The organism is Mycolicibacterium sp. CBM1, assembly GCF_054073305.1.
In genome coordinates this window covers 1-26,511 of record NZ_JBSXPP010000014.1, presented here as the reverse complement: position 1 = coordinate 26,511, position 26,511 = coordinate 1, and the positions used below count along the sequence as shown (strand labels likewise).

The following is a 26,511-nucleotide window of genomic DNA, read 5'->3' as shown; positions in this document are numbered from 1 at the left end:
TCGACCAATGCCAAGCGTGCGTGACGTGACCTTCGAGTTGTTGCGGTTACATGGCATGACAACGATTTTCGGCAATCCCGGTTCCAACGAATTGCCGTTCCTGGCCGGCATGCCCACCGACTTCCGTTACATTCTGGGGCTGCACGAGGGTGCGGTGCTGGCCATGGCGGATGGATTTGCCCAGCTACGCCGCGAACCGGTGTTGGTGAGTTTGCACGCGGCTGCCGGAACCGGTAACGCCATGGGTGTATTGACGAATTCGGTCTATACCCACAGCCCGCTGGTGCTGCTGGCGGGCCAGCAGGTCCGCAGCACGGTCGGCCAGGAGACGTTTCTCTCGGTGGTTGAGCCGGATTCGCTGACAAGGCCGTTGGTCAAGTGGAGTTGCCAGCCAACCTGTGCCGCTGACGTTCCCAGAGCGATGAGCCAGGCCATCCACATGGCCACTCTTCCGGCCAAGGGGGCCGTGTTCGTCGCGGTGCCCTATGACGACTGGGCGCAGGATGCACCCGGGGAAGCCACACATCTGCTGCAGCGGCGCACCGTGGCCGGTGGCTGTCTGGACAACGACCAACTGGCATCGCTGACGGCGCTGTTGGACGCGGCGGACAGTCCCGCACTGGTGCTCGGACCCGACGTCGACGCCGAGGGCGCCAATGGCGAAGCGGTACGGCTTGCCGACGCGCTCGCCGCGCCTGTCTGGCTGGCTCCCTCGCCATCGCGATTGTCGTTTCCCAGCCGCCACCGAAGTTTCCGCGGCCCGCTGCCGGCGTCGGTTCGCGGCGTGAGCGCGGCACTGGCAGGTCACGACGTGATCCTGGTGGTCGGGGGCCCCGTCTTCCGCTACCACCAGTACGAACCGGGAAGCTACCTGCCCGACGGCGCACGGCTGCTGCACATCACCAGTGATCCCGCGGAGGCGGCCCGCGCCCCGATGGGGCAGGCCTATGTGGCGGCGATGGCCGACACCCTGGGTAGACTCGCCGACGCTGTCACCCCGGGGCGGCGACCCGCGCTGCCACCCCTGCCGGCGCACCCCACACCCTCGGCATCCGGGGACAGGGTCGATCCAGAAGAACTCCTCGCCGAGCTGCGTGGGCTGGCTCCCGCGGACACGGTGTGGGTCAGCGAATCGACGTCCACCCTCAACGCGTTCTGGGCACAACTGGATTCGTCACACCCGAACAGCGTGTTCATCGCGGCCGGGGGCGGATTGGGCTTCGGCCTGCCCGCGGCTGTAGGGGCCCAACTGGCCGAACCGACCCGTCAGGTCGTCGGCATCATCGGCGACGGATCGGCGAACTATGGCATCACTGCGCTGTGGACGGCCGCCCGGTACAACATCCCGATCATCGTGGTGCTCCTCAAGAACGGCACGTACGGGGCGCTCCGGTGGTTCGCCGACGTCCTCGGTGTCGCGCAGACCGACGCGATGGACGTTCCTGATATCGATTTCGTACAGATTGCCCGCGGATACGGCGTCGAGGCGACTGCGGTGACCAATATGGCGAGTTTCGCCGCCGCTTTCACGGCTGCACTGGCCAGCGGCCGGCCGGCACTGATCGAAGTGCCGACGGCCCTCACGATGTGATCGTCACCCGCCGTCAGACCGCAACTGCACTCTGGTCCGGTCAGGACCGCGAAAAATGCTGGGGTACAACGTAGTTAAAGCGACAGCACGTCCAACGGAATCCGGCCGCAGACCACTGCGGTCCCCGGGATGAGTTCTTGACAAACTTTCATCAAGGTGATGTCATAATCCGGATGTCGACGTGACGCACGTTACAGACCGCCTGGCCTTACGAGCCAGTTCACACCGCAGGCACACGCCCCGGCCTGGGTGTCTCAAGCCACCGAGGGAGGCAGCGATGACCGCAGAGACCACCATCGTCGAGACCGACACCGGCACCGGGTACGGCCGACGCCAGCCGCATCACGATGCCGAGCTGACCGAAACGGGCCCCGGCACGCCGATGGGTGAGGCGCTCCGCCGGTACTGGCAGCCGATCGCATCGGCGCAGGCCCTATCCAATGATGTGCCGCACCGGGTTCGGATCCTCGGCGAGGATCTCATCGTGTTCCGCGACGGCAACGGCCGTCCGGGAGTGGTCTTCGAGCGTTGCGCCCACCGGGGCAGCAGTCTGTTCTACGGTCGTATCGAGGACGACGGCATCCGATGCTGTTACCACGGTTGGAAATTCGATGTCCAAGGGCGCTGCCTCGATCAGGCCTGCGAACCGGGCGGCGGTCTACGACGCGATGTGGTTCGGCAACCCTGGTATCCGGTCGAAGAGCGCTACGGGCTGCTGTTCGTCTACATGGGTCCGCCCGACAAGAAGCCGCCGTTGCCGCGGTTCGACTGCCTGGAACCCCTGGAGGAGGGCGAACAATACTTCGCCTCGATCCCGGCCCCGGGTATGGAGGTCACTGGGCTGCTGCAGGAGTGCAATTGGCTGCAGACCTTCGAGAACGCCGCCGATCCGGTGCACGCGATGTGGTTGCACGCTCAGCACAGCGGATATCAGTTCGAAGGTGTTGGAACCACGGGGTTCCCGGAGTCCTTCTTCGATCCGAGCAGGATTGAGGTGGAGTACTTCAAGAGTGCGAGCGGTGTGTCCTATCGCCAGAGGTTCGATCGTCCCAATGCCGATGGCTCGGTATCGAAGATGACGTGGTCGATCGACTCGGTCCTGCCCAACATCATCGCCCTGCCCGACTTCGTCAGCCTGGATCCGGATGTTCGACATGATTGCTTGATCTGGGGAGTTCCCGTCGACGACACTCATCACCGATTCTTCATCTCGACCCGGGCGAAGTCGATCGATCGTCTGCTGCGAATCATCCTCGGGATCAAGCAGAACGGAAAACTGTTCTTCGAGTTGAGCGAAGGCGAACTGCAGAGGTTCCCGGGCGATACCGAGGCGCAGGTGTCGCAGGGGCCGATCACCCTGCACAGCGAGGAAACATTGGTGACATCAGACAAAGGCGTCGTGATGTTGCGCCGAATGCTGCGGCAGATGGTCCACGACGTCGCCGCCGGCAAGGATCCGCAGAACATCTCCTACGATCCCGACCATGTTCTACACATCGAGGCGGGCGCCCGTACGCTGGCCGGCAACGCGGGTGGTATCGAGTCCGGGCCCGACTTGGGAGCATCATCTGTGATCTTGTGAATCATCGTTACGCTGGATCCACGGCCACGGACATGTTCGTGGCCAACGAATTTCAGTGCGCGACCCTGGTCGCATGGCGAAGGTGACCGACCGGCCACCATGCTCCTTGGGCCACGTGCGCGGCGGCCGCAGGGGCCATGAGTTGTCCACTCAGTGGTAAGCTGCCGGCGTGCCCGGTAAAGCCGCTCGTTCCGCGAAGGAGCCGAAGCCGACTCAGCGGCGGCGGCGTAGTACGGATCGCAACAGGCGGGATCCGGAACGCACGAGGAAAGCAATCTTGCATGCGGCTGCCGGTGAGTTCGGTGAGCACGGCTACGAGAACGCGCGCGTTGCGCGAATCGCCGCGGCAGCCGGCGTCAATCACCAACTCATCACCTACCACTTCGGTGGCAAACAAGGGCTTTACGACGCGTTGACCGAGGACTGGCTGGATGGCAGTGCCCGGATACTCGGTGGCCCGCAACCGATCGCAGACGTCACCCGCGAATTCGTCCAGTGGGCCCATTCCGACGAGTCCTGGACTCGTACGCTGGCGCGTGAAGGCCTTGAGGGTGGCTTTCCCATTGGCGACAGCCGAGTAGGCCGGCTCATCGAGATGGTAGAAAAGAATCGCCTTCGCCAGAAACAGGGCGAGTGGCGGGAAGACCTCGACGTCGGCGCTCTGACCTTAGCGATCTTCGCCGCGGCGTGTGCACCCGTGACGCTACCTGCCTTCGCGCGCGCATTCGTCGGACTGGATCCGGCATCTCAGGAATTCTGGGACTACTACGCCGAGCAACTTGTGCGGTTGACATCTGCGCTGGGCCCTCGGCCGATCGACGAAAGTCAAACCTAAACAAACGAATTGGGCGCTCGCCCATCACCCGCAGGGTGTCGCGCGGCGGCGTTTCTGCTGTGCTGCGCGCACGGTCGCGGTGGCTGAAACCTGACGGTCCGCTCCGGCGGCTGAAAAATTCGCTCCCAGCTTCCACTCAGTAAAAGATTCAGCTGTGTAGCTCGTGGTGACGTGGGTAACAATCCCAGCCGTGTATTGGCGAGGTCACACAAACGTCCGGCCGGGGTGCGGCGTTGACAACGGGTGCGCTAACACCTTGCCGATGCGCTGAACAGCGCACATTGCTTCGTAACATCACAATTCTGACGCTGTGACATCTTTGTTGACACATCGTGATGTGTTACCGCATAGTTCACATCGGACAGCGGGAGTGATCTGGATCATGGGAGAACCGGTGCCGGAAGTCGATGCAGGTGAGCGCGGCGATCGCGCACCCAGATTTGCCGTGGGCGCACGAAGCTGCCGGCGCAGGCGGGCATTCGCCTTCGCTGACAACGTCACGACCCGCCGACGCGAGGTATCGCGATGGACACGCTGAACCGGGTCTTCCGGGCGCAGGGCGCGTTCTTCGCGATGTCGCTCGATACGGCCGTATTGACCTTCCGTCGGCCCTTCGCGTGGCAGGAACTGTTGGCGCAGACGTGGTTCGTCGCACGTGTCTCGGTGCTCCCGACACTGATGTTGGCGATCCCGTTCACCGTGCTCTCGGTGTTCACCCTCAACGTGTTGCTGACGGAGTTCGGTGCGGCCGACTTCTCCGGAGCGGGCGCGGCCCTGGGCGCAGTCACCCAGATCGGTCCGCTGGTGACGGTGCTCGTGGTGGCCGGGGCGGGGGCCACCGCGATGTGCGCCGACCTCGGCGCGCGCACGATCCGAGAAGAACTTGACGCTTTGAAGGTGTTGGGAGTCAACCCCATCCAAGCGCTCGTCGTTCCCCGAGTGCTCGGTGCAACGCTTGTCGCCTTCATGTTGTCGTCGCTGGTGACCCTGGTTGGGTTGATTGGCGGATTCTTCTTCTCCGTCTACCTGCAGCACGTCACACCGGGCGCTTTCGCCGCGGGGCTGACACTGTTGACCGGACTGCCCGACGTCGCGCTGTCCATGACCAAGTCGTTGTTGTTCGGACTGGCGGCCAGCCTCATCGCTTGTTACAAGGGCATCTCGGTCGGTGGTGGGCCGGCAGGCGTCGGAAATGCCGTCAACGAGACGGTGGTGTATTCCTTCATGGCACTGTTCGTGATCAACGTGCTCGTGACCGCAGTCGGCGTCAAGGTGACGATGTGACGGCGGCATCTCCGAGCGTGCTCCATCCCCGGATTGCGCGCACCGTCAGAAAGTGGATCAGCGGTTGGGACCGGATCGGCGCCCAGGCCCAGTTCTACGCCCGCACCATCCGATGCGTCGTAGATGCGCTGCTGCACTACAAGATCGAGACAGTACGGCTGATCGCGCAGATGAGCCTGGGCACGGGGGCACTCGCTGTCATCGGCGGCACGGTGGTCATCGTCGGCTTCCTCACTTTCTCTGCCGGCGCCTTGATCGCGGTGCAGGGCTACAACCAGCTGGCGGGTCTGGGTGTCGAGGCTCTGACCGGATTCGGATCGGCCTACCTCAACGTCCGCCTGATCGCGCCGCTGACCGCCGGTATCGCGCTGGCTGCCACGATCGGTGCGGGTGCGACGGCACAGCTCGGGGCCATGCGGATCAGCGAGGAGATCGACGCTCTGGAAGTCATGGGAATCCGCACCGTTGCCTATCTCGCGTCGACGCGCCTGGTAGCCGGCGTGGTCGTCGTCATTCCGCTCTATTGCGTTGCGGTGCTGATGTCATTCTTCGCGGCACGATCCGGTACCACCTTCATCTACGGGCAATCGACCGGCGTCTACGACCACTACTTCTACACGTTCCTCAATCCGACCGACCTGGTCTGGTCGTTCCTCCAAGCCATCACCATGGCGGTGGTGGTGATGCTGGTGCACACCTACTACGGATTCACCGCTACGGGCGGACCGGCCGGCGTCGGTGAGGCGGTGGGCCGGGCGGTGCGTGCCTCACTGGTGTCGGCAGTCACCGTCACATTGTTCGTGTCCATGGCTGCCTACGGGCAGACCGGCAACTTCCACCTCGCGGGTTAGTGCGCGAATGAATCGACGTCCTGTGGAGAACTGGATCAGCCCCCGGTGGTGGACACTGATCCTGATTCTCGTCGTTGCCGCGCTGATCGGGCTGTCGCTTGCCATCTTCAATCGTTCGTTCACCCGGTACGTGCCCGTCACGTTGTCCTCGGAGCGGGCCGGGCTGGTCATGGAGACCGGTGGCAAGGTCAAGCTGCGGGGGGTCGAAGTCGGCAGAGTTGCCGCGGTGCGCTCCAGGCCGCAGTCGGTCGAGCTCGCCTTGGATCTGTTTCCCGACCAGATCAGGTACATCCCGGCCAATGTGCAGGCCGAGATCAAGGCGAGCACCGCGTTCGGCGCCAAGTATGTCGATCTCATCGAGCCAAAAGATCCTGTGGCCAAGCGTATTTCGGCGGGCTCGATCATCCGGTCCCGGAACACGACCACTGAGGTCAACACGCTGTTCGAGAGCCTGGTATCGGTAGTTCACCAGATCGACCCGGCGAAGCTGAACGCAACGCTCAGTGCGTTCGCCGAGGGGCTGCGTGGCCAGGGTGAACGAATGGGGCGTGCTATCACCGCCGCCAACGAGGTGTTACTGGCCATCAACCCGCGCTCGGACGCTATGCAGCAGGGTTGGCAGTCACTGGCCCGGTTCGGCGACACGTACAGTGCCGCAGCGCCGGACATCATCGCCACACTCCGGTCGGGGACGACCTCCAGTGACACCGTGGTGGCACGCCGCACGGACTTGGACACCCTGTTGCTGAGCACCATCGGATTTGCCGATGCGGGTACCAACCTGCTCACCACGATCCGCGGCGACTGGAACCGGGCGATCAATATTCTGGCGCCGACCACCGACCTGCTCTACAAGTACAGCCCGTCGTTCACTTGCATGCTCGTCGGGGCGGAGTGGTTCCTGAATGCCGGCGGCGGCTATGCCGGAGCCGGCGGCAACGGTCGGACGACCACGCTCGACGCAGCGTTGCTGTTCGCTAAAGATCCTTACCGCTATCCCGACAATCTTCCGGTCGTCGCCGCCAAGGGCGGTCCGGGCGGCAAGCCGAGTTGCGGGTCGCTGCCCATCGTGGACAACAACTGGCCGCTGCGGCAGCTGGTGACCAACACCGGATTCGGCACCGGAGTGGATATCCGTCCAAACCCCGGCATCGCCCACCCATGGTGGCTCGACTTCCTGCCGGCCACGCGTGCCGTGCCCGAGCCGCCCAGTATTCGAGGAGCGGGTCCGCCGGCCATCGGTCCCGTGCCCTATCCGGGTGCACCCGCCTATGGAGCGCCGTTGTACGGCCCCGGTGGGACACCACTGTGGCCGGGACTGCCACCGGCGCCAAGCAACGACCAGCCGCAGCAACCGGCGGAACAGACGGGAACACAGCCATGAGAACCGGACTGGGGGGCATCGTCGCTCGCCTGGTGGCATTCGTGACCGTCTGCGCGCTCGGGACCTTCGCGTTGGTGGCGATCTTCGGCCAGTTCCGCTTCGAGGATCAACAGACCTACAAGGCGGAGTTCGTCAGCGTCTCGGGCTTACAGGGTGGCAATTTCGTCCGAGTGGCCGGTGTCGAGGTCGGCAAAGTCCGGCATATCACGATTACCCCGCGGGGCACCGCGATGGTGGAATTCTCCGCCGATAAGTCGGTGCTGCTCACCGAGGGCACGCGTGCGCTGGTGCGGTTCGAAGACGTCTACGGCGGACGCTACGTTGCCCTCGAGGAAGGCGCCGGAGACACCAAACGGTTACCGCCCGGCGCGACGATCCCGCTGCAGCGCACAGAGCCTGCGCTGGACTTCGATGCACTGATCGGCGGGTTCCGGCCGCTGTTCCGTGCGCTGAACCCGGAACAGGTCAATGCATTGACCGGACAGCTCATCTCGGCGTTGCAAGGACAGGGGACGAGCCTGAAATCCTTTCTGGCGCAAACCGCGGAATTGACCGGCGGCCTCGCCGACCGGGATCAGCTCATCGGAGAAGTCATCACCAACCTCAACACCGTTCTCGGTTCACTGGGCGCCAAGAGTGACCAGTTCACCAAGGGCGTGGACGCACTGTCGGAGCTGGTGCACGCACTCGCTTCGCGGAAGACCGCGATCGCCGACGGGATCGCCTCAGCCGATGACGCCGCCGTCACCGTCGCAGACCTGCTCGGCCAGATCCGAACCCCCTTGAAAGAGACTGTGGCTCAGACCGATCGATCGTCGGCCATCGTCGTCGCCGACCACGAGTACTTCGACAATCTCCTCGCGACATTGCCCGACTCGTACAAGATCCTCGGTCGGCAGGGCCTCTACGGCAGCTTCTTCGCTTTCTACCTCTGCGACCTCCTGCTCAAGGTCAACGGGAAGGGTGGCCAACCAGTGTTCGTCAAAGTGGCGGGCCAAGATACCGGGCGGTGTGCGCCCAAATGAAGCCGTTCAGTGAGCGCAACCCAGTTTTGACCGGCGTACTCGGCGTCACGCTGATCGCCGGTGCCGTGGTGGTTGCACTCGAGTACGACAAGGTGCCGTTCTTCGACAGTGCCGATCACTATTCGGCCTACTTCACCGAAGCCGGCGGCCTACGAGTCGGTGCGCCGGTCCAGGTGGCGGGGTATCGAGTCGGCCAGGTATCCAGTGTCACTCTGGACGGGCCCCGAGTGAAGGTGGACTTCACCGTCGAGGACGACATCAGGCTGGGCGACGACACCGAGGCCGCCGTCAAGACCAAGAGCATCCTCGGTGCCAAGGTTCTGGAGGTGGTTCCCCGCGGTTCCGGTGAACTAAGCGGACCAATCCCCGCCGAACGGACCACGCCGGCATACCAGATTCCGGATGCGCTGGGGGACTTGGCAAATACCATCAACGGGCTGGATACCACCCAACTCTCAGACTCGTTGCGTGTGGTTGCAGACACCTTCTCTGACACGCCGGCGGATCTACGCGCGGCCGTCGCCGGCGTGGCCCGGATCTCGCAGACCATCGACGACCGCGACGCGGAGTTGCGCAATCTGTTGGCCAATGCCAACAAGACCACATCGGTGCTGGCCTCCCGGGTCGACCAAGTGGTCGCACTCATCGCGGACAGTAATGCGCTGCTGGCCGAGTTGCGTAAGCAGAGCGCCGCGATGGACCACATCTCGGGCAGTCTGTCGTCGCTGTCGCGGCAGCTCTCCGGCTTCGTCGCGGACAATCGGGCTCAGTTGCGTCCCGCGCTGGACAAGCTCAACGGCGTGCTTACGATCCTCGACAATCGAAAAGCACAGGTGCAGCAGTCGATCAAGATGCTCGGCGCCTACTCGATGTCGCTGGGCGAATCGGTGGCTTCCGGGCCGTTCTTCATGAACTACATCGCCAACCTTCTGCCCGGTCAGTTCACCCAGCCCTTCATCGACGCGGCGTTCTCCGATCTTGGTCTGGACCCGCACGTGTTACTGCCCTCGGAACGGACCGACCCGCCGGTCGGACAGCCGGCCACACCGGCACTGCCGGTCCCGTTCCCCCGTACCGGTCAAGGTGGTGAACCGAATTTGACTCTGCCCGACGCCATCACCGGCAACCCTGGCGACCCGCGGTATCCGTACCGCGAGCCACTGCCCGCACCGCCTCCCGGCGGACCGCCACCGGGTCCACCGGCGGTCGCACCACCGGGTATGGCCTCGACCCCCGAACCACCAGCGCCCGTGCTCTTTCCCGCTCCCGGTGAGCCTGCTGCGGCCGACGGGCCTGGCACGGCTCCCGAACCGCCCGGAGCGCCACAGTGAGGAGTAGGCGTTATCTGCGCGCGGGCCTGGCCATCGCATTGGCCTTGCTGCTCGCGGCCGGCGTGGTGGGCGTGCTGCGAACCGAAGCGAACGGCCATCGCACTCGCATCGCGGCGTACTTCGCCAACGCCAACGGCGTCTACCCCGGTGACGAGGTCCGAATTCTCGGGGTGCCGGTCGGCAAGATCGACACGATCCAGCCCCAGCCTCAGCGGGTCAAGATCACTTTCTGGGTCGACAGCAACTACAAAGTGCCGCTGCAGGCGAACGCCTTGATCATCGCGCCGACTCTGGTGACAGCACGCGCCATCCAACTCAGCCCCGCCTATACGGGCGGACCAGCGATGGCGGATGGTGCCGTGATCCCGGAGAACAGAACCGCGGTGCCGGTGGAATGGGACGATCTTCGGGCGCAGTTGCAGAAACTCGCCGACACGATGCAACCCGCAAAACCAGGCGAGGTGAGCACTTTCGGCGCATTCATCAATACTGCCGCGGACAATCTGCGTGGCGAAGGCGTCGACATGCGTGACGCGACTATCAAGCTGTCACAGGCTATTTCAGCCATCAGTGAGCACAGTGCTGACACGTTCGGCACCGTGCAGAACCTGGCCACGCTGGTGTCTGCATTGCAGACCAGCACCGATTTGATGAGCCAGTTGAACCAGAATTTCGCTACTGTCACCGGCCTGCTCGCCAACGACCCCGATGAGGTCGGCAAGGCCATCGCAGACCTCAACGCCGCCGTGCGCGACGTTCGTGGCTTCGTTGCCGACATCCGGCCCAGTATGGGGACGTCGGTGGAGAAACTCGCCTCGGTAGCGAAGGCACTCGGCGAGAGCCTGGACGACATCAAACAGCTGCTGCATGTTGCCCCGACGTCGCTACAGAACTTCGTCAACATCTATCAACCCGCTCAGGGGTCGATCAGCGGTGCGCTGGCGATCAACAACTTCGCCGATCCAATCTCGTTCATCTGTGGCGCGATTCAGGCCGCGTCGCGCTTGAACGCAGAGCAGTCGGCGAAACTGTGCGTGCAGTACCTGGCGCCGATCGTGAAGAACCGCCAGTACAATTTCCCGCCGATCGGGACCGCGATCGGTCTGACCGCACCACTGCCGGTTGTCGGTGCGATGGCGAGACCGAACGAGGTCACCTACAGCGAAGATTGGATGCGGCCGGACTATGTACCGCCCGCGGCACCGCCCGCGGCACCGCCCGCGGCATTGCCGGCCGAGGCCGTCGCCACAGATCCCAGTGCGGGCTTGCCCGGCTTGATGGTTCCGCCGGAAGGGGGCTCGCGGTGACCATTTCCTACCGATCGCTGCGCGCGTTGGTGCTCGTTGTGGTGTGCGCGGCGACTGTGTCGGCATGCGGCTGGCGCGGGCCGAATTCTCTGCCATTGCCGGGAACCGCGGGAGGCGGGCCGGGCTCGTTCGAGGTGACTGCCGAACTGCCCGATGTCACCAATCTCCAGCAGAATTCGAGGGTCCGCGTCGGGGATGTGACCGTCGGAAACGTCACCAAGATCGCACGACAGGGATGGCACGCCGTTGTGTCGATGACTCTCGACGGTGACGTGGATCTGCCGGCCAATGCGATCGCGAAGATCGGACAGACCAGCCTGCTCGGATCGTTGCATGTCGAGCTGTCTGCACCGACCGACGCTCCGCCGCAGGGGAAATTGCACAATGGGTCCCTCATCCCCCTCGACCACGGGGGCGCCTATCCGACCACCGAACAGACACTGGCCGCGGTGTCGCTGCTACTCAACAATGGCGGACTGGGGCAGGTCCAGGACATCACCAAAGCCCTCAGCACCGCGTTCGGCGGGCGCGAAGGCGATCTCCGCAGCCTGCTCAGTCAGATCGACACTTTCGTCGGGCACCTCAACGATCAACGCGACGACATCATCACGGCTATGGATAGCGTCAATCGACTCTCTGGCCAATTCGCCGGCCAGCAAGCGGTATTCGATAAGGCGCTGACGAGCATTCCCGATGCGCTGGCGGTGCTGAAGGAGCAGCGCGACAACCTGGGAGTGGCGTTGGAGAAGATCGGCAAGCTCAGCTCGCTGACCGCCACCTCGGTCAGCGAAACGAAAGACGCATTGGTCAAGGAGATCACCGATCTTGGTCCGGTGCTGCGTTCGCTGGCCGATGCTGGTCCAGCGCTTACTCGATCGCTGAGCATGTTGGCAACATTCCCGTATCCCAAGGAAACACTGAGCAATTGGATGCGTGGGGATTACGGAAACATAACCCTGATCCTCGACTTGACGCTGAGTCGCATCGACCAGTCCTACTTCACCGGCACGCGGTGGGAGGGCAATCTCACCGAGCTCGAACTGCAGTGGGGCCGCACGATCGGCCAGCTGCCCAGCCCGTACACGCAAGGAAATCCGATACTGGTGCCCTATCACTTCGACCAGGGGCGCTGAGATGCGGCTATCCAGACAGATTCTGACCAAGCTCCTGATCTTCGCCGTAGTTTCGGTCGCCGCGGGAACTGTCATGCTGGTCGGGTACATCCAGCTTCCGGCCCTGCTGGGGGTGGACCGCTACCAGGTGACCGTCGACCTGCCGAACGCATCGGGGCTGTACACCAACGGCAATGTCACCTACCGCGGTGTCGAGGTCGGCAAGATCAGTGACGTGCGTTTGACCGACTCCGGGGCGCAAGCGGTGCTGTCCATGCGCTCCGGTATCGCGATCCCGTCTGATCTCGACGCCGAGGTGCACAGCCAGTCCGCGGTCGGCGAGCAATACGTTGCGCTGCTTCCCCGTGACGGCAACTCGGTGCCGTTGAAGAACGGCGACGTCATTCCCGTCGGCCGCACCTCAGTGCCGAACGACACCGGGGAGTTGATGGACGTCACCAACCGGGGGTTGCAAGCCATCCCGCGCGACAATCTCAAGACCGTCGTCGACGAGTCATTCACCGCTTTTGGCGGCCTGGGACCCGAGATCGGCCGGATCGTTCGGGGATCTAGTGACCTCGCGATCGGCGCGCGCGAGCACCTGGATGCGCTGACCACGATCATCGACCACGGCCCTGCCGTGCTGGACTCCCAGTCCGACACCGCGGGTGCCATCCGGTCCTGGGCAGCACATCTGGCCACCATCTCCGGGCAGCTCGAGGCCAACAACGGCGCCGTGGACGAGCTGATGCGCAACGGCGGACCGGCTGCCGAGCAGGCACGTCAGCTCGTCGAGCAACTACAGCCGACGCTGCCGGTGTTGCTGTCCAATCTGGCCAGCGTAGGACAAGTAGCCGTGACCTATCAGCCGGATCTCGAGCAGCTCTTGGTGCTTGTCCCGCAAGGGGTTGCGATGATGCAGGCTGCCGGGGTCGCCGATCGCTACCTCAAAGGCCCGGCTGCCGGCGGCGCATATTTGGGGCTGAACCTCCAGGTGAATCTTCCCCCGCCGTGTACGACCGGGTTCCTACCGACCCAGCAGCGGCGAGTGCCGAGCCTGCAAGATTACCCGGATCGTCCACTCGGGGACCTGTACTGCCGGGTGCCGCAAGATTCATCATTGATCGCCGTGCGTGGCGCGCGAAACATCCCGTGTGAGACGGTGCCGGGTAAGCGCGCACCCACGGTCAAGATGTGCGAGAGCAACGAACAGTACGTCCCTCTCAATGACGGATACAACTGGAAGGGTGACCCCAACGCCACGTTGTCGGGTCAAGATGTGCCGCAACTGGCATCGGATGCTGCTCCGGCGCAACAGGTTCCGTCTGCGGGGCTGTCGCCGGCGGCGGGTTCGCCACCGCCCGAGATGCCGGCCTTGGCGACTGCGCAGTACGACCCGACAACCGGTACCTACGTCGGCCCGGACGGTCAGGTCTACAGCCAGTCGGATCTGGCCGGCGGCTCTTCTGGACGCGCATCCTGGCAGGACTTGCTGCTTCCCCCGAATGCGAGGAACTGACCATCGCCGGGCAGTCCTCGTCTGCCGCGTCGGTCAGACTCCGCAGAGAGAAAGGGGTGTTGTGATGAGGTGGTGGGCGGCAGCCGCGGCGACCGTGGCGCTCGTGATGTGCATCGGTGTGGCCCCGGCGCACGCGGACAACAAGCGGCTGAACAACTCGGTGATCGCCAATGTGTTCACGATTCAGCATCGCGCGGGTTGCACCAATGATGTGGCGCCCAATCTGCAACTCCAACTTGCTGCTCAATGGCATACCGACGACCTGATGGCCAACCGCGACCTCTCCGGCGACGTCGGCTCGGACGGGTCGATGCCGCAGGACCGCGCCAACGCTGCCGGATACCACGGCGTCGTCGCAGAGACGATCGCGATCAATCCCGCTCTCGCGATTTCCGGCATCGAGGTGATGAACCAATGGTATTCCGTCCCAGAATATCTCGCGATCATGCAGAACTGTGCGTTCACACAGATGGGGGTGTGGTCGGAGAACAGTCTGGACCGGAGCGTCGTGGTCGCGGTCTACGGGAAGCCCGAACAGGGTTAGTCAGATCCGGCCATCGCTGCCCGGCATCGTGAAGAACGGAGAAGTGGGTGTCTGGAAAGAATAGGGTTCCGGGGCAGACAGTCCTGCAGAAAACCGGCATGATTCTTGAGGCGTTCGCCGGGACCGAAGTAGCGTTGTCACTTTCAGATCTGGCTCGCGCGACGGGTCTGCCGGTGAGCACGGTGCATCGCATTGTGCGGCAGCTGGCCGCGTGGGGAGCGCTCGAGCGAACGTCTCGTGGTGATTACACGGTGGGCAACACGTTGCTGGAGATCGCTGCCAGCTCGCAGCGCAGCCGCAGCGTACGCGAAACTGCGATGCCGTTCCTTCACGGTCTGCACGACCTCACCCGCCACGACGTCCAGCTCGCCGTGATCGACGGCGACCACGCTTTGCTGATCGAGAAGATCGCCGGTGTGGACGCCGTCGATACGGTCGGTCGGGTCGGCCGACGGCTGCCGCTGCACGCGAGCGGAGTGGGCCGAGCGCTGTTGGCCGCGGCGCCAGAGGAGGTTCGGGCCCGAATCCTTGCCCGGCCGTTGGCGGCGTATACGCCGTTTACCAAGACTTCCGCCCGGGCTTTGCGCCGCGAACTCGCCGACACGCGGCGTCGGGGGTTTGCCGTGGCGATCGAAGAGATGAGCCTGGGAGTGGTGTCGTGCGCCGCGCCGATCCGGGGTGAAGGGGACCGGGTGCACGCGGCGGTGGCCGTGGTAACGCCCGTCGGTCAGGCCTCGGCACGCAAGTGGAGTTCCGCGGTTATGGCGGCGGCATTCGGTATCGCCAGAGCGTTGGATCAGCGGCGCCCGCAACCTCGGCTGGACGTGGAACTCAGCCCGGCCTGACCGCATTGCTCACCGGGTGAGACGCAACGTGGGAGGTGAAGTGGGGCGGCAGCCAGCGGCAGTTGGCACTTGTCGGGCCGCAGCACTACTTTTCTTTCGGTGACGTTCTGTGCTGCCGGTGCCCTCACGCGCTGGATCGCCCCCGTTCTGACGGTTGCCGCTCTCGCCGGACAGGTGCTGGTCGCCGAGCCGGCGCCGGTGGTGCCCGCTCCGTCCATCCGGCTGGCGGAGGACGTCAACCCGCTGGCCGGCCTGCCGCTGTACGTCAACCCCAACTCAGCGGCCATGCGGGCCGCCAACAGCGCCAACCCGCCGAGCCCCGAGCTGACCTACGTCGCCAACACCCCGCAGGCGTACTGGATGGACCAGCTGTCGACGCCCGCGGTCGACGCGAAGTACATCAGCGCGGCACAGGCGGCCGGCACGATTCCGCTGCTGGCGTTGTACGGAATCCCGCACCGCGACTGCGGCAGCTTCGCCGCCGGCGGCTTCGGTTCCGGTGACGCCTACCGCGGGTGGATCAACACCGTCGCCGCCGACATCGGCGGCGGACCCGCGGCGATCATCCTGGAACCCGACGCGCTCGCCATGGCCGACTGCCTGTCCGGTGACCAGCGCCAGGAGCGTTTCGACCTGATCCGCTACGCGGTCGACACACTCAGCGCCAACCCGGCGACCGCCGTCTACGTCGACGCCGGCCACTCCCGCTGGGTCGGGGCCGACGAGATGGCCGCCCGGCTCAACCAGGTCGATATCGGCAAGGCGCGGGGATTCAGCCTCAACACCGCGAACTTCTTCACCACCGACGAGGAGATCGGCTACGGCGAGGCCATCTCCGGGCAGACCAACGGCGCCCACTACGTCATCGACACCTCGCGCAACGGTGCCGGCCCGGTCGAAGGCGATCCGCTGTACTGGTGCAACCCCGTCGGCCGGGCCCTGGGCGTCGCCCCGACGACCGACACCGGCAACGGGCACATCGACGCCTTCCTGTGGGTCAAGCGCCCCGGTGAATCCGACGGATCCTGCGGGCGTGGTGAGCCCGGGGCCGGTCGGTTCATCAACCAGTACGCGATCGACCTGGCGCGCAACGCCGGGCACTAGTGTCCGCAAACCAGTCGCCGGGACGGCCGCACACCACCCCGGTCGAAGACCGGTGATGCGACGATGAGGCCATGACCGCAACCCTTGTCGCCAGGAGCGTGGCCGGCGGATTCGCCCATCGCACACTCTTCGAGGGCCTGGACCTCACGGTGGCGCCCGGTGACGTCGTCGGCGTCGTCGGCGCCAACGGTGCCGGCAAGAGCACGCTGCTGAAGATCCTGGCCGGGGCTCTCGAACCGCTGGAGGGCACGGTCAGCCTGGCGCCGACCGACGCGTTCGTCGGGTGGTTGCCCCAAGAGCACGAGCGGGTGCCGGGGGAGACCGTCGCCGCCTACATCGCCCGCCGCACCGGGTGTGCGGAAGCGACGATCGCTATGGAGTCGGCGGCCGCCGCACTGGCCGAACCCGCTGCCTCGGGCATCGACCCAGCCGAAACCTACGCGGTCGCGCTGGATCGCTGGCTTGCCTCCGGTGCGGCCGACCTCGACGACCGGATGCCTGAGGTGCTGGCCGGGCTGGGGCTGGATACCTCGTCGGTGCGACCGCAGACGACGTTGATGACCGCCCTGTCCGGCGGGCAGGCGGCGCGGGTGGGACTGGCCGCGCTGCTGTTGTCGCGTTTCGACATCGTGCTGCTCGACGAGCCGACCAACGATCTGGACCTCGACGGCCTGGCCCGACTGGAGGACTTCGTCCGCGACCTGCGCGGTGGTGTGGTGCTGGTCAGTCACGACCGGGAGTTCCTGGCCCGCAGCGTGACTCGCGTCCTGGAGCTGGACCTTGCCCAGAACACCACGACCGTATTCGGCGGCGGCTACGAGAGCTACCTGGAAGAGCGCGAAGTCGGCCGCAGGCACCGGCGCGAACAATACGAGGAATTCGCCGAGAAGAAGGCCGACCTGGTGGCGCGCGCCCGCGTCCAACGGGAGTGGTCGAGCCAGGGTGTGCGCAACGCCATCCGCAAGGCACCCGACAACGACAAGATCAGGCGGCGCGCGGCCAGCGAGTCCAGTGAGAAGCAGGCACAGAAGGTGCGGCAGATGGAGAGCCGCATCGCCCGCCTGGAAGAGGTGGCCGAACCCCGAAAAGAGTGGAATCTGGAGTTCACCATCGCGGCGGCGCCACGTTCCAGCTCCGTGGTCTCGACGCTGGACAATGCGGTTGTGCGCCAAGGCGATCACCGTCTGGGACCGGTGTCGCTCCAAGTCAACGCCGGCGAACGGATCGGGATCACCGGCCCGAACGGAGCCGGCAAGTCGACCCTGTTGCGTCTGCTGCTGGGTCACCGCCCGCCCGACGAGGGCCGGGCCAGCCTGGGCGCTAACGTCGCCGTCGGCGAAATCGACCAGGCCCGTGCCGAATTCACCGGTACCGACAAGCTGGTCGATCGCTTCGAGCAGCGGGTGCCGACGTGGTCGACCGCCGACGTGCGGACCCTGCTCGCCAAGTTCGGGTTGCGCGCCGATCACGTGGAGCGCCCCGTCGACGAACTGTCCCCCGGTGAGCGCACCCGTGCCGGGCTCGCCTTGCTGCAGGCATGCGGCACCAATGTGCTGGTCCTCGACGAGCCCACCAACCACCTCGATCTGCCGGCCATCGAGCAGCTCGAGCAGGCGCTCGACAGCTACGACGGCGCATTACTACTGGTGACCCATGACCGCCGGATGCTGGCGAACGTCCGGCTGGATCGGCGATGGCTGGTCGACGCTGGAGCCGTCACCGAGCTGTAGGCCACGGTACGGTGTGCGCCAACGGATAGGAGATGCGGTGGGCTCTCGGTCGGTTCTCGCAGCGTCGTCGGTCATCACCATGAACCCCGCCCAGCCGCGGGCCCGAGCCGTCACCGTGGATCGTGACACCGGCCGGATCGTCGCGGTCGGCTCACTCGAGCAGTGCCGGGCCGCCGCACCCGACGGTCCGGTCGAGGATCTCGGTCCGACCGTGCTGATGCCCGGCTTCATCCAGACCCACGACCACCCGGTGCCGGCCGCCGTGCTCTGCGAGCAACCGGCACACTGGATCGCCCCGTTCGTGGGGTATCCGAGTTGGCAGCACGTAGAAGCCCTGTTCGCCGAACTACGCGCCGGCACCCCGGCCGGACAACCGCTGCTGTTCTCCGGTCTGGACCGACTGCTGCTGTCCATCCCGATGCCCGATCGCACGAGGCTGGACAGGTACTTCCCCGACCATCCGGTGCTGATCCTCGACATCACCGGGCACGCACTGTATTTCAACTCCCAGGCGATGCCGGTGTTCGGCTGGCATCGGGCGACACCACCGGCGGACACCCCCGACGCGCGATGGACCCGGCGGCCGGACGGGACAGCGGGCGGAGTGGGTTTCGAGACCCAGGCCTTCATGGTCGCGCTCGCCGCCTTCCTGCCAGGTGTCGTCCCCTCACCGCTGGCCAATCTCGGTGCCTGGTATTCGACATTGGCACGCAACGGTTTCACCGCCGCGTGCGACATGGCCTTCGTGAGTCGGCTGCGCGGGCCACTGGAGGCGTTGGCCCAACTGCCCGGCTGCCCGATCCGCTACTCGCTGTATCAGACGACGTATGACACCGGGGCACACTCGGAGTTGGATTTCGGCGAGCTGTCACCGATGATCCGGCGCGTGGGCTACAAGATCTGGATGGACGGCAGCCCGTCGATCGGCACCGCGTCGATCAGCGTCCCCTACCTCGACTCCGATCGCGCCAGGATCGCCGGCATCCCAGTGGGCACCGCGCCGGGGCTTTCGGTGATGAACTACACGCTTGACCAATTCCTCTCGCTGACAGAGGAATTCGTGGTGGATGGTGTGCAGATCGCCACCCATGTCAACGGCGACGCCGGTATCGACATCCTGCTCGACGGGTACGAAGCGGCGCTGGGCGCCCACGGGCTGACCGGATCGGATCACCGCTGGCGCATCGAGCACTTCTCCACGCCGAGCCGCCAACAGTGCATCCGGGCCGGCAGCCTCGGGGTCACCGCGTCGATGTCACCGTTCCAAGCCCTCTACTGGGGCGACCTCTACGACGGTGTCATGTTCGAACCGTCCTACGGCGCCCGCTGGCAGCCCTACCGGGATGCCTATGACGGTGGCGTGCGGCCCACCTTCCACAACGACGGATTCGTGTCACCGCCGTTGCCGTGGTTGACCATCCAAAACGCGGTCACCCGCCGCAGCGCGTCGGGCGCGGTGCACGCACCGGAACAGAGCCTCACCCTCGACGAGGCGCTGCAGGCCCACACCATCAACGCGGCCTGGCAGCAGAAGCGCGAACACGAGATCGGTTCCATCGAGACCGGCAAGCTGGCCGACTTCGTGCTGCTCAACACCGACCCCTACCTGGTCGACCCGACGCGACTGCAAGACACCATGCAGGTACTGGGCACCTGGATCTCGGGCCGCCCGGTCGACCTGGAGAGCTTCATGGCGTCGGTCGCGGAGGTCGCCCCCGGCTACGACCAGGCCCTGCTGGGCAACGTCCAACCACCGCACTGCTGAGCTTCGCCGAAAGGGGTTGTGCTGCGATGACTTTCACCGGTGACACCGTGCGACCACCGGATCTCGACGTCGACGCCATCCGGGTCTGCTTTCCGGCTCTGCGATCGGGGACGGCGTACTTCGACGGTCCGGGTGGGTCGCAGACCCCCGACGTCGTCGCCGACGCGATCCGCGACGCCATGCTGCGCCCACTGTCCAACCGTGGCGCCAACACCGCCGCCGAGCGCAATGCCGAGGCGATCGTGCACGCGTTCCGGAAGTCGATGGGTCAGCTGCTCAATGCCGACCCGCGCGGGGTGATCTACGGGCGCAGCATGACCGCACTGACCTTCGACCTGGCCCGCACCCTGGCCGCGACGTGGCGCCCGGGCGACGAGATCGTCGTGTCCCGGTTGGACCACGACGGCAACATCCGGCCCTGGCTGTTCGCCGCGCAGCGCGCGGGTGTCACCGTGCGCTGGGCCGAATTCGACACCGACACCGCGGAACTGCCCGCCGCCAACGTCGCCGCCCTGCTCACCGACCGCACTCGACTGGTCGCGGTGACCGCCGCGTCCAACCTCATCGGAACGATGCCCGACATCCAGACCATCGCCGCCGACACCCATGCGGCGGGAGCGCTGCTCTACGTCGACGGCGTGCACTACACCGCGCACAGCGTGGTCGACGTCGCCGACCTGGGCGCGGATTTCTTCGCCTGCTCGCCGTACAAGTTCCTGGGACCGCACTGCGGCGTCGTCGCCGCGCGGCCCGCGCTGCTCGAAGATCTTCACCCCGACAAGCTCACACCGTCCACCGATCAGATCCCGGAACGCTTCGAACTCGGCACGCTGCCCTACGAGATCATGGCCGGCGTCAGCGCCGCGGTCGGCTTCATCGCCGGCATGACCGGTTTCGACGGAGACCGGCGCGCACGCCTGGTCGCGAGCATGACCGCCGTCGCCCGGCACGAGGATCAACTGCGCTTCGTCATCGAGGACGGCCTGCGGCAGCTGCCCGGGGTGAGCGTGCATTCGCGGGCCGAGCGCCGCACCCCGACGTTGTTGGTGACCTTCGCCGGGCACCGGAGTGCCGACGTCAGTGCATACCTGGCCGGCGAGGGGATCAATGCCCCGGCGGGATCGTTCTACGCCTACGAACCCGCCCGCCATCTCGGTCTGCCCGACGGCGGGCTGCGGATCGGGCTGAGCCCGTACTCCGACATCGGCGACGTCGATCGGCTGCTGGCCGCCTTGGCGGCCTACCTCGGCGGGTAGCCGGGCTCTGGGTCAGGCGTCGCCGGCGGCCACCAGCGGGCTCAGCCGCACGGTGGGGTTGTCTTCCTGGAAACCCTGCAGCCGCCACTTGGTGGTGAACAATGCCAGCATGACCCCGTCGGTGCGGGTCAGGGCCTCCATCGAGACCTGCTTCTCCACGAACGGAGCGTCCTCGGGGTCCACGATGCGGGCCACCGTGTACGGCAGCGGCTCGAGGGCGATCGGCGCGCTGAACTCGGTGGCCATCCGGTGGGTGGCCACCTCGAACTGCAGCGGTCCCACGGCGGCCAGCACCGGCGCCTGGTCCCCGCGTCGGTCGGAGCGCAGCACCTGCACGACGCCTTCCTGCTCCAACTGCTCGATGCCCTTGCGGAACTGCTTGTGCTTGCTCGGGTCGGTGCCGCGGGCAACCGCGAAGTGCTCGGGGGAGAAGCTGGGGATCGGCGGGAACTGCACGGGGACGTCGCGGTAGAGCGTGTCGCCCGGGCGTAGTGCCGCCGCGTTGGCCAGGCCGAGCACGTCGCCGGGCCAGGCGTTGTCCAGTGTCGAGCGCTGCTGGCCGAACACCGACTGGGCGTACTTGGTGACGAACGGCTTTCCGGTGGCGGCGTGGGTCAGCACGTCGCCGCGCTCGAAGGTGCCCGAGCAGACCCGCGCGTAGGCGATGCGATCGCGGTGGGCGGAGTCCATGCCGGCCTGCACCTTGAAAACGAAGGCGCTGAACGGCGCATCCACCGGGCGGACGTTGCCGTCGACGTCGGCTTGGCCGCTCGGTGGCGGCGCCAGCCGCACCAGCGTGTCCAGCAGCTGGTTCACCCCGAAGTTCAGGGCCGCCGAGGTGAACAGCACCGGCGTCGTCTCACCCCGCAGGAACGCCTCCTGGTCGTGCTCGCCGCCGTCGGCGGTCAGCAGTTCGCATTCTTCGACGGCGTTGTCCCAGTCGATTCCGGCGGCGTCGTGTGCGCGGGCCGGCGGGATGTGCTCCTCGGGCGCGGCGGTCGCGCCGCCGGCGGTGCGGGTGAAGCGGATGAAGTTGCCGGTGCGGCGGTCCAGGACCCCCTTGAAATCACCGGCGATGCCGACCGGCCAGGTCAGTGGGGTGGGCTTGAGGCCGATGCGCTCGGCGATCTCGTCGAGCAGTGACAGGGCGTCGCGGCCTGGGCGGTCCCACTTGTTGATCACCGTGAGGATCGGGATGCCCCGATGGCGACACACCTGGAACAGTTTCAGGGTCTGCGGTTCGAGGCCTTTGGCCGCGTCGATCAGCATGACCGCGCAGTCCACGGCGGACAGCACCCGGTAGGTGTCCTCGGAGAAGTCGGCGTGCCCGGGGGTGTCGAGCAGGTTGATGACGCAGTCCTGGCCGTCGGGGGAGCGGTAGGGGAATTGCAGCGCCGTCGAGGTGATCGAGATGCCTCTGGCCTGCTCCATCTCCATCCAGTCCGACACCGTGGCGCGTCGCCCGGCCTTGCCGTGGATGGCGCCCGCCTGGGTGATCACCTTGGCGTGCAGCACCAGCGCCTCGGTCAGTGTCGATTTACCGGCGTCGGGATGGCTGATGACGGCGAAGGTGCGGCGGCGGCCGGCTTCGGCTGCCAGCCGGGTCGCCGCGGCGGTCGCACCGGGGGTCCGGACGTCCAGGTCGTGATCTGTCATTGCGCTGTCGATGGTATTTGCCGACCGCGCAAAACCTCTAATCGGGAACGGGTCGAACCGTGGCCGGCGCGCTCCGAGCGACCTACGCGCTCAGGCGGTCAGTGCGGTTTGGGACGTCGTCGCGGCCACGGCGGTCAGCGTCGTGTACGAGTCGGCGGCCCACGCGCTCATGAACACCTTCATCTCGATGGCCATGCCCTTACCCGTTTCCTCTTTAAAGGCACTGTCGTTGACGTAGACGAGGTTCTTGGTCGTATCGATACCGAGCACGGTGATCAGGTGGTCAGCCCTGTACGCGGTATCGGGTGCGCCGCGTCCCCAGATGATCTGCGCCTTGACCGAGACGGCCACCGAATCACCTTGACTCAGCGCCGCTTTGAGGTTCGAGAACGCCAGGTCGCCTTGCCCGCGGGTGTAATCAGTCGCCTTCACCTCGACCCCGTGAGTCGCCAGCAGCTGCACCACATCTTTGGTGGTGACAAATGTGTCGTTGACCCGGTCGTAGATTGGCTTGCCGGGTGTGGTGTAACTCGATGTGGTGGCCGCTTCGGTGACAATCTGCTCCCAGGTCGGCATCTTGTCGCGACCGTACAGTTGGCCGATCAGCATCGCGGCCGTCGACAGGGCGCAGGTATTGGTATCGCCCTGATAGACGAAATAGACCTCACGAGTGCGCGGCTTGCCGATCACCCCGGGTGTTTCGTCCGCGGGGATATCCGGGTTGGTGGGGCGTCGGGCCGGGCCAAATATTGCGGCCAGGTCGGTGCGCAGGGCGGTCAGGTTGTCGCGCCAGTCGTCGACTTGGTGGCGGATCAGCAGCTCGAGATTGCGGTGCAGGGTGTTCAGATCGCGTGCGACGTCAACGGCCGCCTGCGGTGCCTTGACGGCTGCCGGGACACGCGGAGCCGATGCTTGTTTGACCGACGGAGCGGGCGGCGAAGCGAGTTCTTGGGTGGCGGTGGCGGAGGTGGTCCGAGATGACGTCGGGGCGGCACTCGACGGCTTGCGGGTGTGCAGCTGCACCACTGAAGCGGAATAGTCGCCACGTGTGCTGACCGCGCGGGTCTGCTTGGCTCCGGCTGTCGTGCTGCTTGACGGTCGGCCTGAACGCGCTGCCGATGCCGAGTTGCTCGACGCCGACGAGCTGCCGGCTGAGGTGTGCCCGGAGTCCTCCGGTGCGGCGCTCGCGACCGCGGCACCGGCGCCGGCGGCGATCAGCAAGCCCGCTCCTACGGCGAAGCCGAGAGTGGTGAGTCGTCCCGCGCGCTTAATTGAAGTCATGTTGGCCCCCGCCCGCATCGACGTGAATGACAATCATCGAGATCGCTGGAGTGGTAGTCACGCGGCGACCGCCTCGGTCGCCGGCGATTCGGTCTGCGGCGTGACAGCGGCCGCCTCTGCGAAGGTGGTGCTGTAGAACGAGGCGCGCCAGGCGTCGATGAACTTGTCGAGCGACATCGTCCGTTTCTGGCCGCCCTCAGGCAGCGCGCCGTCGTTGAAGTAGACCACGTTGTTGGTGACGTCGATCGCGAGCACCACCACGGGGTGCTGGTCCATATCCTGTTGTGTGGGATCGAGAATCGAGACGGTCGGGCCGTTGATGGTCGTGATGACAGTCTTGCCTTCGGCCAGTGCGGTTTCCACCGCGTTGAGCGCGCGGCGCCCTTGGCTGAGGTTGTAGAACGTGGAGGTCACCGTGACTCCGTGTTTTTCCATCAGTTGGTACGCGTCGGCGGGCCAGACATAGTCAGAGGTGGTCGGACCGAGGTACATCTTGCGGTCCGGCCGAATGGTGCTGTCGGTAGCCATCGCCTCAGCCACGAGGGAATCTGCGGTCACTGTCTCACCAGTGAGCCGATTTATGGCCATGACTGCGGCCATCAGATAGGCGGTTTCGTCACCCTGAGCCGCCCAAAATTGGGAGTTGGCGGGATTGCCGTACAGCAGGGGCTTGTTGCTGACGAGACGCTGAAGATCGATCTGCAGGTCCAGAAGACTGTTCTGGAAACCGGCGATCTGGTTCTGGACCAACGTCTCGATCTTCCCGCGGAGATCATCAAGGTTGCGGCGCACGCCACCGAGGCCCTCGGCGATGGTCTGCAGCGCCTGATCTGGGGTGGGAAGTCCAGGAGCGCGTTTCGGGGCGGCTTGCTTGGCGGACGCGGTCGGGACAACATTGATGCCGTCACTGTCGTCAGTCGCGGAGCCTGGCGGCGCACTGGTCGCAGGCGTTGCCCGCTTGGTGGCATGCAGCTGGACAACGGGTGCGGAATAGCCGTTGCGCGAGCTGCTCGCGCGGACCGGCGTGGTCTTTGCGGCGCTACCGGACGTCGGACGGGCCGAGCGCGCCGATGAAGTGCTGCCCGCCGCCGCGGACTTCGTGGTCGCCGTGTGCCCGGAGTCATCGGGCGCGGCGGCTGCCACCGCGGCGCCTGCGCCCGAGGCGATCAGCAGACCGGCCCCGACTGCGAAGCCGAATGTCGTCAGTCGCCCAGCCCGCTTGATGGATGTCACGTCGGCCCCCGCCCACATTGGCGAGTCCCCGATTCTGAGTCCACCCGGTTCTTGAGTCGGGGTGGTGTGATCCAGTTTCAGTTGATGTTGCAGTCCATCGGGGTGTGGGTGCAGCTGCAGACGGCAGCGTACTCGGCCGGGGTGCGGTAGCCCAGGGCCGAGTGGCGGTGCCGGTAGTTGTGTTCGTGCTTGAAGTCGCCGATGACCACGCGGGCTTCGAGCAGGGTGTTCCAGTGGTTGCGGTTGAGGCACTCCTTGCGTAGTCGGTTGTTGAACGATTCGATGTGTCCGTTGTTCCATGGCGCTCCTGGCGGGATATACGACATACCAGTCCGACCGTCACAGAACTGCTGCAGCGCTTGGGAAATGAACTCCGGACCGTTGTCCATCCGCAGCACCTTCGGCGGCCCACCCGCTGCGGCGAACACGTTGGCGAGATCGGCGACGAGTCGGTCGGCGGTGATCGACCGCTCAACGATGTGCAGCAGTGAGACGCGGGTGTGCTCGTCGATCATCGAGGCGATCTTGATGGCCTTGCCGTCGACGGTGGAATCGAACTGGAAGTCGATCGCCCACACCACGTTCGGGGCATCGGCCTCGATCGATGGGATCGACGACACCCCGGCCCGCTTGCGCGGACTGTGCACCCGCACCTGCAGCCCTTCCTCGCGCCACAGCCGGTGGATCTTCTTCAAATTGACCTCACGGCGCTCGTCGTAGCGCAACGCCGCCCAGGCACGGCGGAACCCATGGCATGGGTTCTTCGTCGCGTACGTGCGCAGCCAGGCCCGCATCTCGGCATCGGGATCGGCGGGGGTCTGCGACAACGGCAGGCGACGGCAGGTGGAGCGGGGCAGCCCAACGGCTTTGCACGCCAACCGTTCCGACATGCCCATCATGGAGGTGAGCATGCCGACGGCGCGGCGCTTGGCAGCTGGGCCTAAAATTTTCCCTTTGCGACCTCCCGCAAGGCGTCTTTGACCAGCTCGGCCTCGGCCAGTAATCGCTTCAGTCGGGCGTTCTGTTCGCGCAATTCCTTGAGTTCCTTGGCGGCATCGGTGTCCATCCCGCCGTAGGCGCGACGCCAGTTGTACAACGTCGCCGCAGACACCTCGAGTTCGGCTGCGATTTCCTCGCCGGTCTTGCCTTCGGCGGCCAGTTCGTCCGCACGGCGCAGTTTGCGCACGATGTCTTCTGCGGAGTTCCGCTTCCGACCAGCCATACGTTCATCGTCCCTTCTCGCCCACCATCGGGCTACAGGACTCTAGAACTTGCT

The 26,511-nt window shown here is 65.6% G+C and carries 21 protein-coding genes; 17 read left to right on the top strand and 4 right to left on the bottom strand.

What is annotated here, in order from left to right; all coding sequences use genetic code 11:
- Nucleotides 1-7: 7 nt before the first annotated feature.
- The 17 genes from mdlC to ACXDF8_RS18310 all read left to right on the top strand — a co-directional run bounded on the left by mdlC (nt 8) and on the right by ACXDF8_RS18310 (nt 21,065).
- Nucleotides 8-1,591 carry a benzoylformate decarboxylase gene (mdlC, locus tag ACXDF8_RS18390; RefSeq protein WP_457224717.1) on the top strand — a complete coding sequence of 528 codons (1,584 nt, stop codon included), beginning with the start codon at nt 8-10 and terminating at the stop codon, nt 1,589-1,591.
- Nucleotides 1,592-1,868: 277 nt separating this feature from the next.
- A complete protein-coding gene (locus tag ACXDF8_RS18385) occupies nt 1,869-3,173 on the top strand; it encodes a Rieske 2Fe-2S domain-containing protein (protein ID WP_457224716.1) in 1,305 nt (434 codons plus the stop codon).
- A 169-nt stretch (nt 3,174-3,342) separates the two neighbouring features.
- A complete protein-coding gene (locus ACXDF8_RS18380; RefSeq protein ID WP_457224715.1) occupies nt 3,343-4,008 on the top strand; it encodes a TetR/AcrR family transcriptional regulator in 666 nt (221 codons plus the stop codon).
- Between the two features lie 525 nt (nt 4,009-4,533).
- Complete coding sequence (locus tag ACXDF8_RS18375; protein WP_457224714.1) at nt 4,534-5,292, top strand: MlaE family ABC transporter permease; 759 nt, start codon at nt 4,534-4,536, stop codon at nt 5,290-5,292.
- Entirely contained in the window at nt 5,289-6,143 is an 855-nt protein-coding gene (locus ACXDF8_RS18370) for an ABC transporter permease (protein ID WP_457224713.1), read from the top strand. The genes ACXDF8_RS18375 and ACXDF8_RS18370 overlap by 4 nt, the downstream gene beginning before the upstream one ends.
- A gap of 7 nt (nt 6,144-6,150) precedes the next feature.
- Nucleotides 6,151-7,527, top strand: coding sequence for an MCE family protein (locus tag ACXDF8_RS18365; RefSeq protein ID WP_457224712.1), 1,377 nt, complete (start codon nt 6,151-6,153; stop codon nt 7,525-7,527).
- Nucleotides 7,524-8,552 (top strand): MCE family protein, encoded by a 1,029-nt coding sequence (locus ACXDF8_RS18360; protein ID WP_457224711.1) that lies wholly within the window; start codon nt 7,524-7,526, stop codon nt 8,550-8,552. The genes ACXDF8_RS18365 and ACXDF8_RS18360 overlap by 4 nt, the downstream gene beginning before the upstream one ends.
- Nucleotides 8,549-9,883, top strand: a complete 1,335-nt coding sequence (locus ACXDF8_RS18355; RefSeq protein WP_457224710.1) for an MCE family protein — start codon at nt 8,549-8,551, stop codon at nt 9,881-9,883. The genes ACXDF8_RS18360 and ACXDF8_RS18355 overlap by 4 nt, the downstream gene beginning before the upstream one ends.
- Nucleotides 9,884-9,927: 44 nt before the next feature.
- Nucleotides 9,928-11,190, top strand: coding sequence for an MCE family protein (locus ACXDF8_RS18350; RefSeq protein ID WP_457224709.1), 1,263 nt, complete (start codon nt 9,928-9,930; stop codon nt 11,188-11,190).
- Nucleotides 11,191-11,192: 2 nt separating this feature from the next.
- Nucleotides 11,193-12,323 carry a virulence factor Mce family protein gene (locus tag ACXDF8_RS18345; protein WP_457224835.1) on the top strand — a complete coding sequence of 377 codons (1,131 nt, stop codon included), beginning with the start codon at nt 11,193-11,195 and terminating at the stop codon, nt 12,321-12,323.
- Nucleotide 12,324: 1 nt separating this feature from the next.
- On the top strand, nt 12,325-13,821 hold the full coding sequence (locus ACXDF8_RS18340) for an MCE family protein (RefSeq protein ID WP_457224708.1): 1,497 nt from the start codon (nt 12,325-12,327) through the stop codon (nt 13,819-13,821).
- A 64-nt stretch (nt 13,822-13,885) separates the two neighbouring features.
- Complete coding sequence (locus tag ACXDF8_RS18335; protein WP_457224707.1) at nt 13,886-14,365, top strand: CAP domain-containing protein; 480 nt, start codon at nt 13,886-13,888, stop codon at nt 14,363-14,365.
- Nucleotides 14,366-14,412: 47 nt separating this feature from the next.
- Nucleotides 14,413-15,210: an IclR family transcriptional regulator gene (locus ACXDF8_RS18330; RefSeq protein ID WP_457224706.1), complete on the top strand. Its 798-nt coding sequence runs from the start codon at nt 14,413-14,415 to the stop codon at nt 15,208-15,210.
- A gap of 69 nt (nt 15,211-15,279) precedes the next feature.
- Nucleotides 15,280-16,314, top strand: a complete 1,035-nt coding sequence (locus ACXDF8_RS18325) for a glycoside hydrolase family 6 protein (protein ID WP_457224705.1) — start codon at nt 15,280-15,282, stop codon at nt 16,312-16,314.
- Nucleotides 16,315-16,385: 71 nt separating this feature from the next.
- A complete protein-coding gene (locus ACXDF8_RS18320) occupies nt 16,386-18,044 on the top strand; it encodes an ABC-F family ATP-binding cassette domain-containing protein (RefSeq protein WP_457224704.1) in 1,659 nt (552 codons plus the stop codon).
- Between the two features lie 37 nt (nt 18,045-18,081).
- Nucleotides 18,082-19,809, top strand: coding sequence for an amidohydrolase (locus tag ACXDF8_RS18315; RefSeq protein ID WP_457224703.1), 1,728 nt, complete (start codon nt 18,082-18,084; stop codon nt 19,807-19,809).
- Between the two features lie 26 nt (nt 19,810-19,835).
- Nucleotides 19,836-21,065: a cysteine desulfurase-like protein gene (locus ACXDF8_RS18310; RefSeq protein WP_457224702.1), complete on the top strand. Its 1,230-nt coding sequence runs from the start codon at nt 19,836-19,838 to the stop codon at nt 21,063-21,065.
- A 12-nt stretch (nt 21,066-21,077) separates the two neighbouring features.
- Here ACXDF8_RS18310 and ACXDF8_RS18305 read toward each other — a convergent pair whose 3' ends face one another.
- From ACXDF8_RS18305 to ACXDF8_RS18290, 4 genes are all read right to left on the bottom strand, one after another.
- Entirely contained in the window at nt 21,078-22,721 is a 1,644-nt protein-coding gene (locus ACXDF8_RS18305) for a peptide chain release factor 3 (protein WP_457224701.1), read from the bottom strand.
- 90 nt (nt 22,722-22,811) lie between these two features.
- Nucleotides 22,812-24,002 carry a C39 family peptidase gene (locus ACXDF8_RS18300; protein ID WP_457224700.1) on the bottom strand — a complete coding sequence of 397 codons (1,191 nt, stop codon included), beginning with the start codon at nt 24,000-24,002 and terminating at the stop codon, nt 22,812-22,814.
- A gap of 57 nt (nt 24,003-24,059) precedes the next feature.
- Nucleotides 24,060-25,145, bottom strand: coding sequence for a C39 family peptidase (locus tag ACXDF8_RS18295; RefSeq protein WP_457224699.1), 1,086 nt, complete (start codon nt 25,143-25,145; stop codon nt 24,060-24,062).
- Nucleotides 25,146-25,312: 167 nt separating this feature from the next.
- A protein-coding gene (locus tag ACXDF8_RS18290; RefSeq protein WP_457221679.1) for an IS3 family transposase occupies nt 25,313-26,457 on the bottom strand; the annotation gives its coding sequence in 2 pieces (ribosomal slippage) (nt 25,313-26,190 and nt 26,190-26,457; 1,146 coding nt in all).
- Between the last annotated feature and the right edge of the window lie 54 nt (nt 26,458-26,511).

Excerpts from the sequence above, each read along its gene's own strand:
- ACXDF8_RS18340 (WP_457224708.1), top strand. The coding sequence starts at position 12,325 with ATGCGGCTATCCAGACAGATTCTGACCAAGCTCCTGATCTTCGCCGTA.
- ACXDF8_RS18335 (WP_457224707.1), top strand. The coding sequence starts at position 13,886 with ATGAGGTGGTGGGCGGCAGCCGCGGCGACCGTGGCGCTCGTGATGTGC.
- ACXDF8_RS18310 (WP_457224702.1), top strand. The coding sequence starts at position 19,836 with ATGACTTTCACCGGTGACACCGTGCGACCACCGGATCTCGACGTCGAC.
- ACXDF8_RS18320 (WP_457224704.1), top strand. The coding sequence starts at position 16,386 with ATGACCGCAACCCTTGTCGCCAGGAGCGTGGCCGGCGGATTCGCCCAT.
- ACXDF8_RS18360 (WP_457224711.1), top strand. The coding sequence starts at position 7,524 with ATGAGAACCGGACTGGGGGGCATCGTCGCTCGCCTGGTGGCATTCGTG.
- ACXDF8_RS18365 (WP_457224712.1), top strand. The coding sequence starts at position 6,151 with ATGAATCGACGTCCTGTGGAGAACTGGATCAGCCCCCGGTGGTGGACA.
- mdlC (WP_457224717.1), top strand. The coding sequence starts at position 8 with ATGCCAAGCGTGCGTGACGTGACCTTCGAGTTGTTGCGGTTACATGGC.
- ACXDF8_RS18355 (WP_457224710.1), top strand. The coding sequence starts at position 8,549 with ATGAAGCCGTTCAGTGAGCGCAACCCAGTTTTGACCGGCGTACTCGGC.
- ACXDF8_RS18305 (WP_457224701.1), bottom strand. The coding sequence starts at position 22,721 with ATGACAGATCACGACCTGGACGTCCGGACCCCCGGTGCGACCGCCGCG.
- ACXDF8_RS18300 (WP_457224700.1), bottom strand. The coding sequence starts at position 24,002 with ATGACTTCAATTAAGCGCGCGGGACGACTCACCACTCTCGGCTTCGCC.
- ACXDF8_RS18375 (WP_457224714.1), top strand. The coding sequence starts at position 4,534 with ATGGACACGCTGAACCGGGTCTTCCGGGCGCAGGGCGCGTTCTTCGCG.
- ACXDF8_RS18385 (WP_457224716.1), top strand. The coding sequence starts at position 1,869 with ATGACCGCAGAGACCACCATCGTCGAGACCGACACCGGCACCGGGTAC.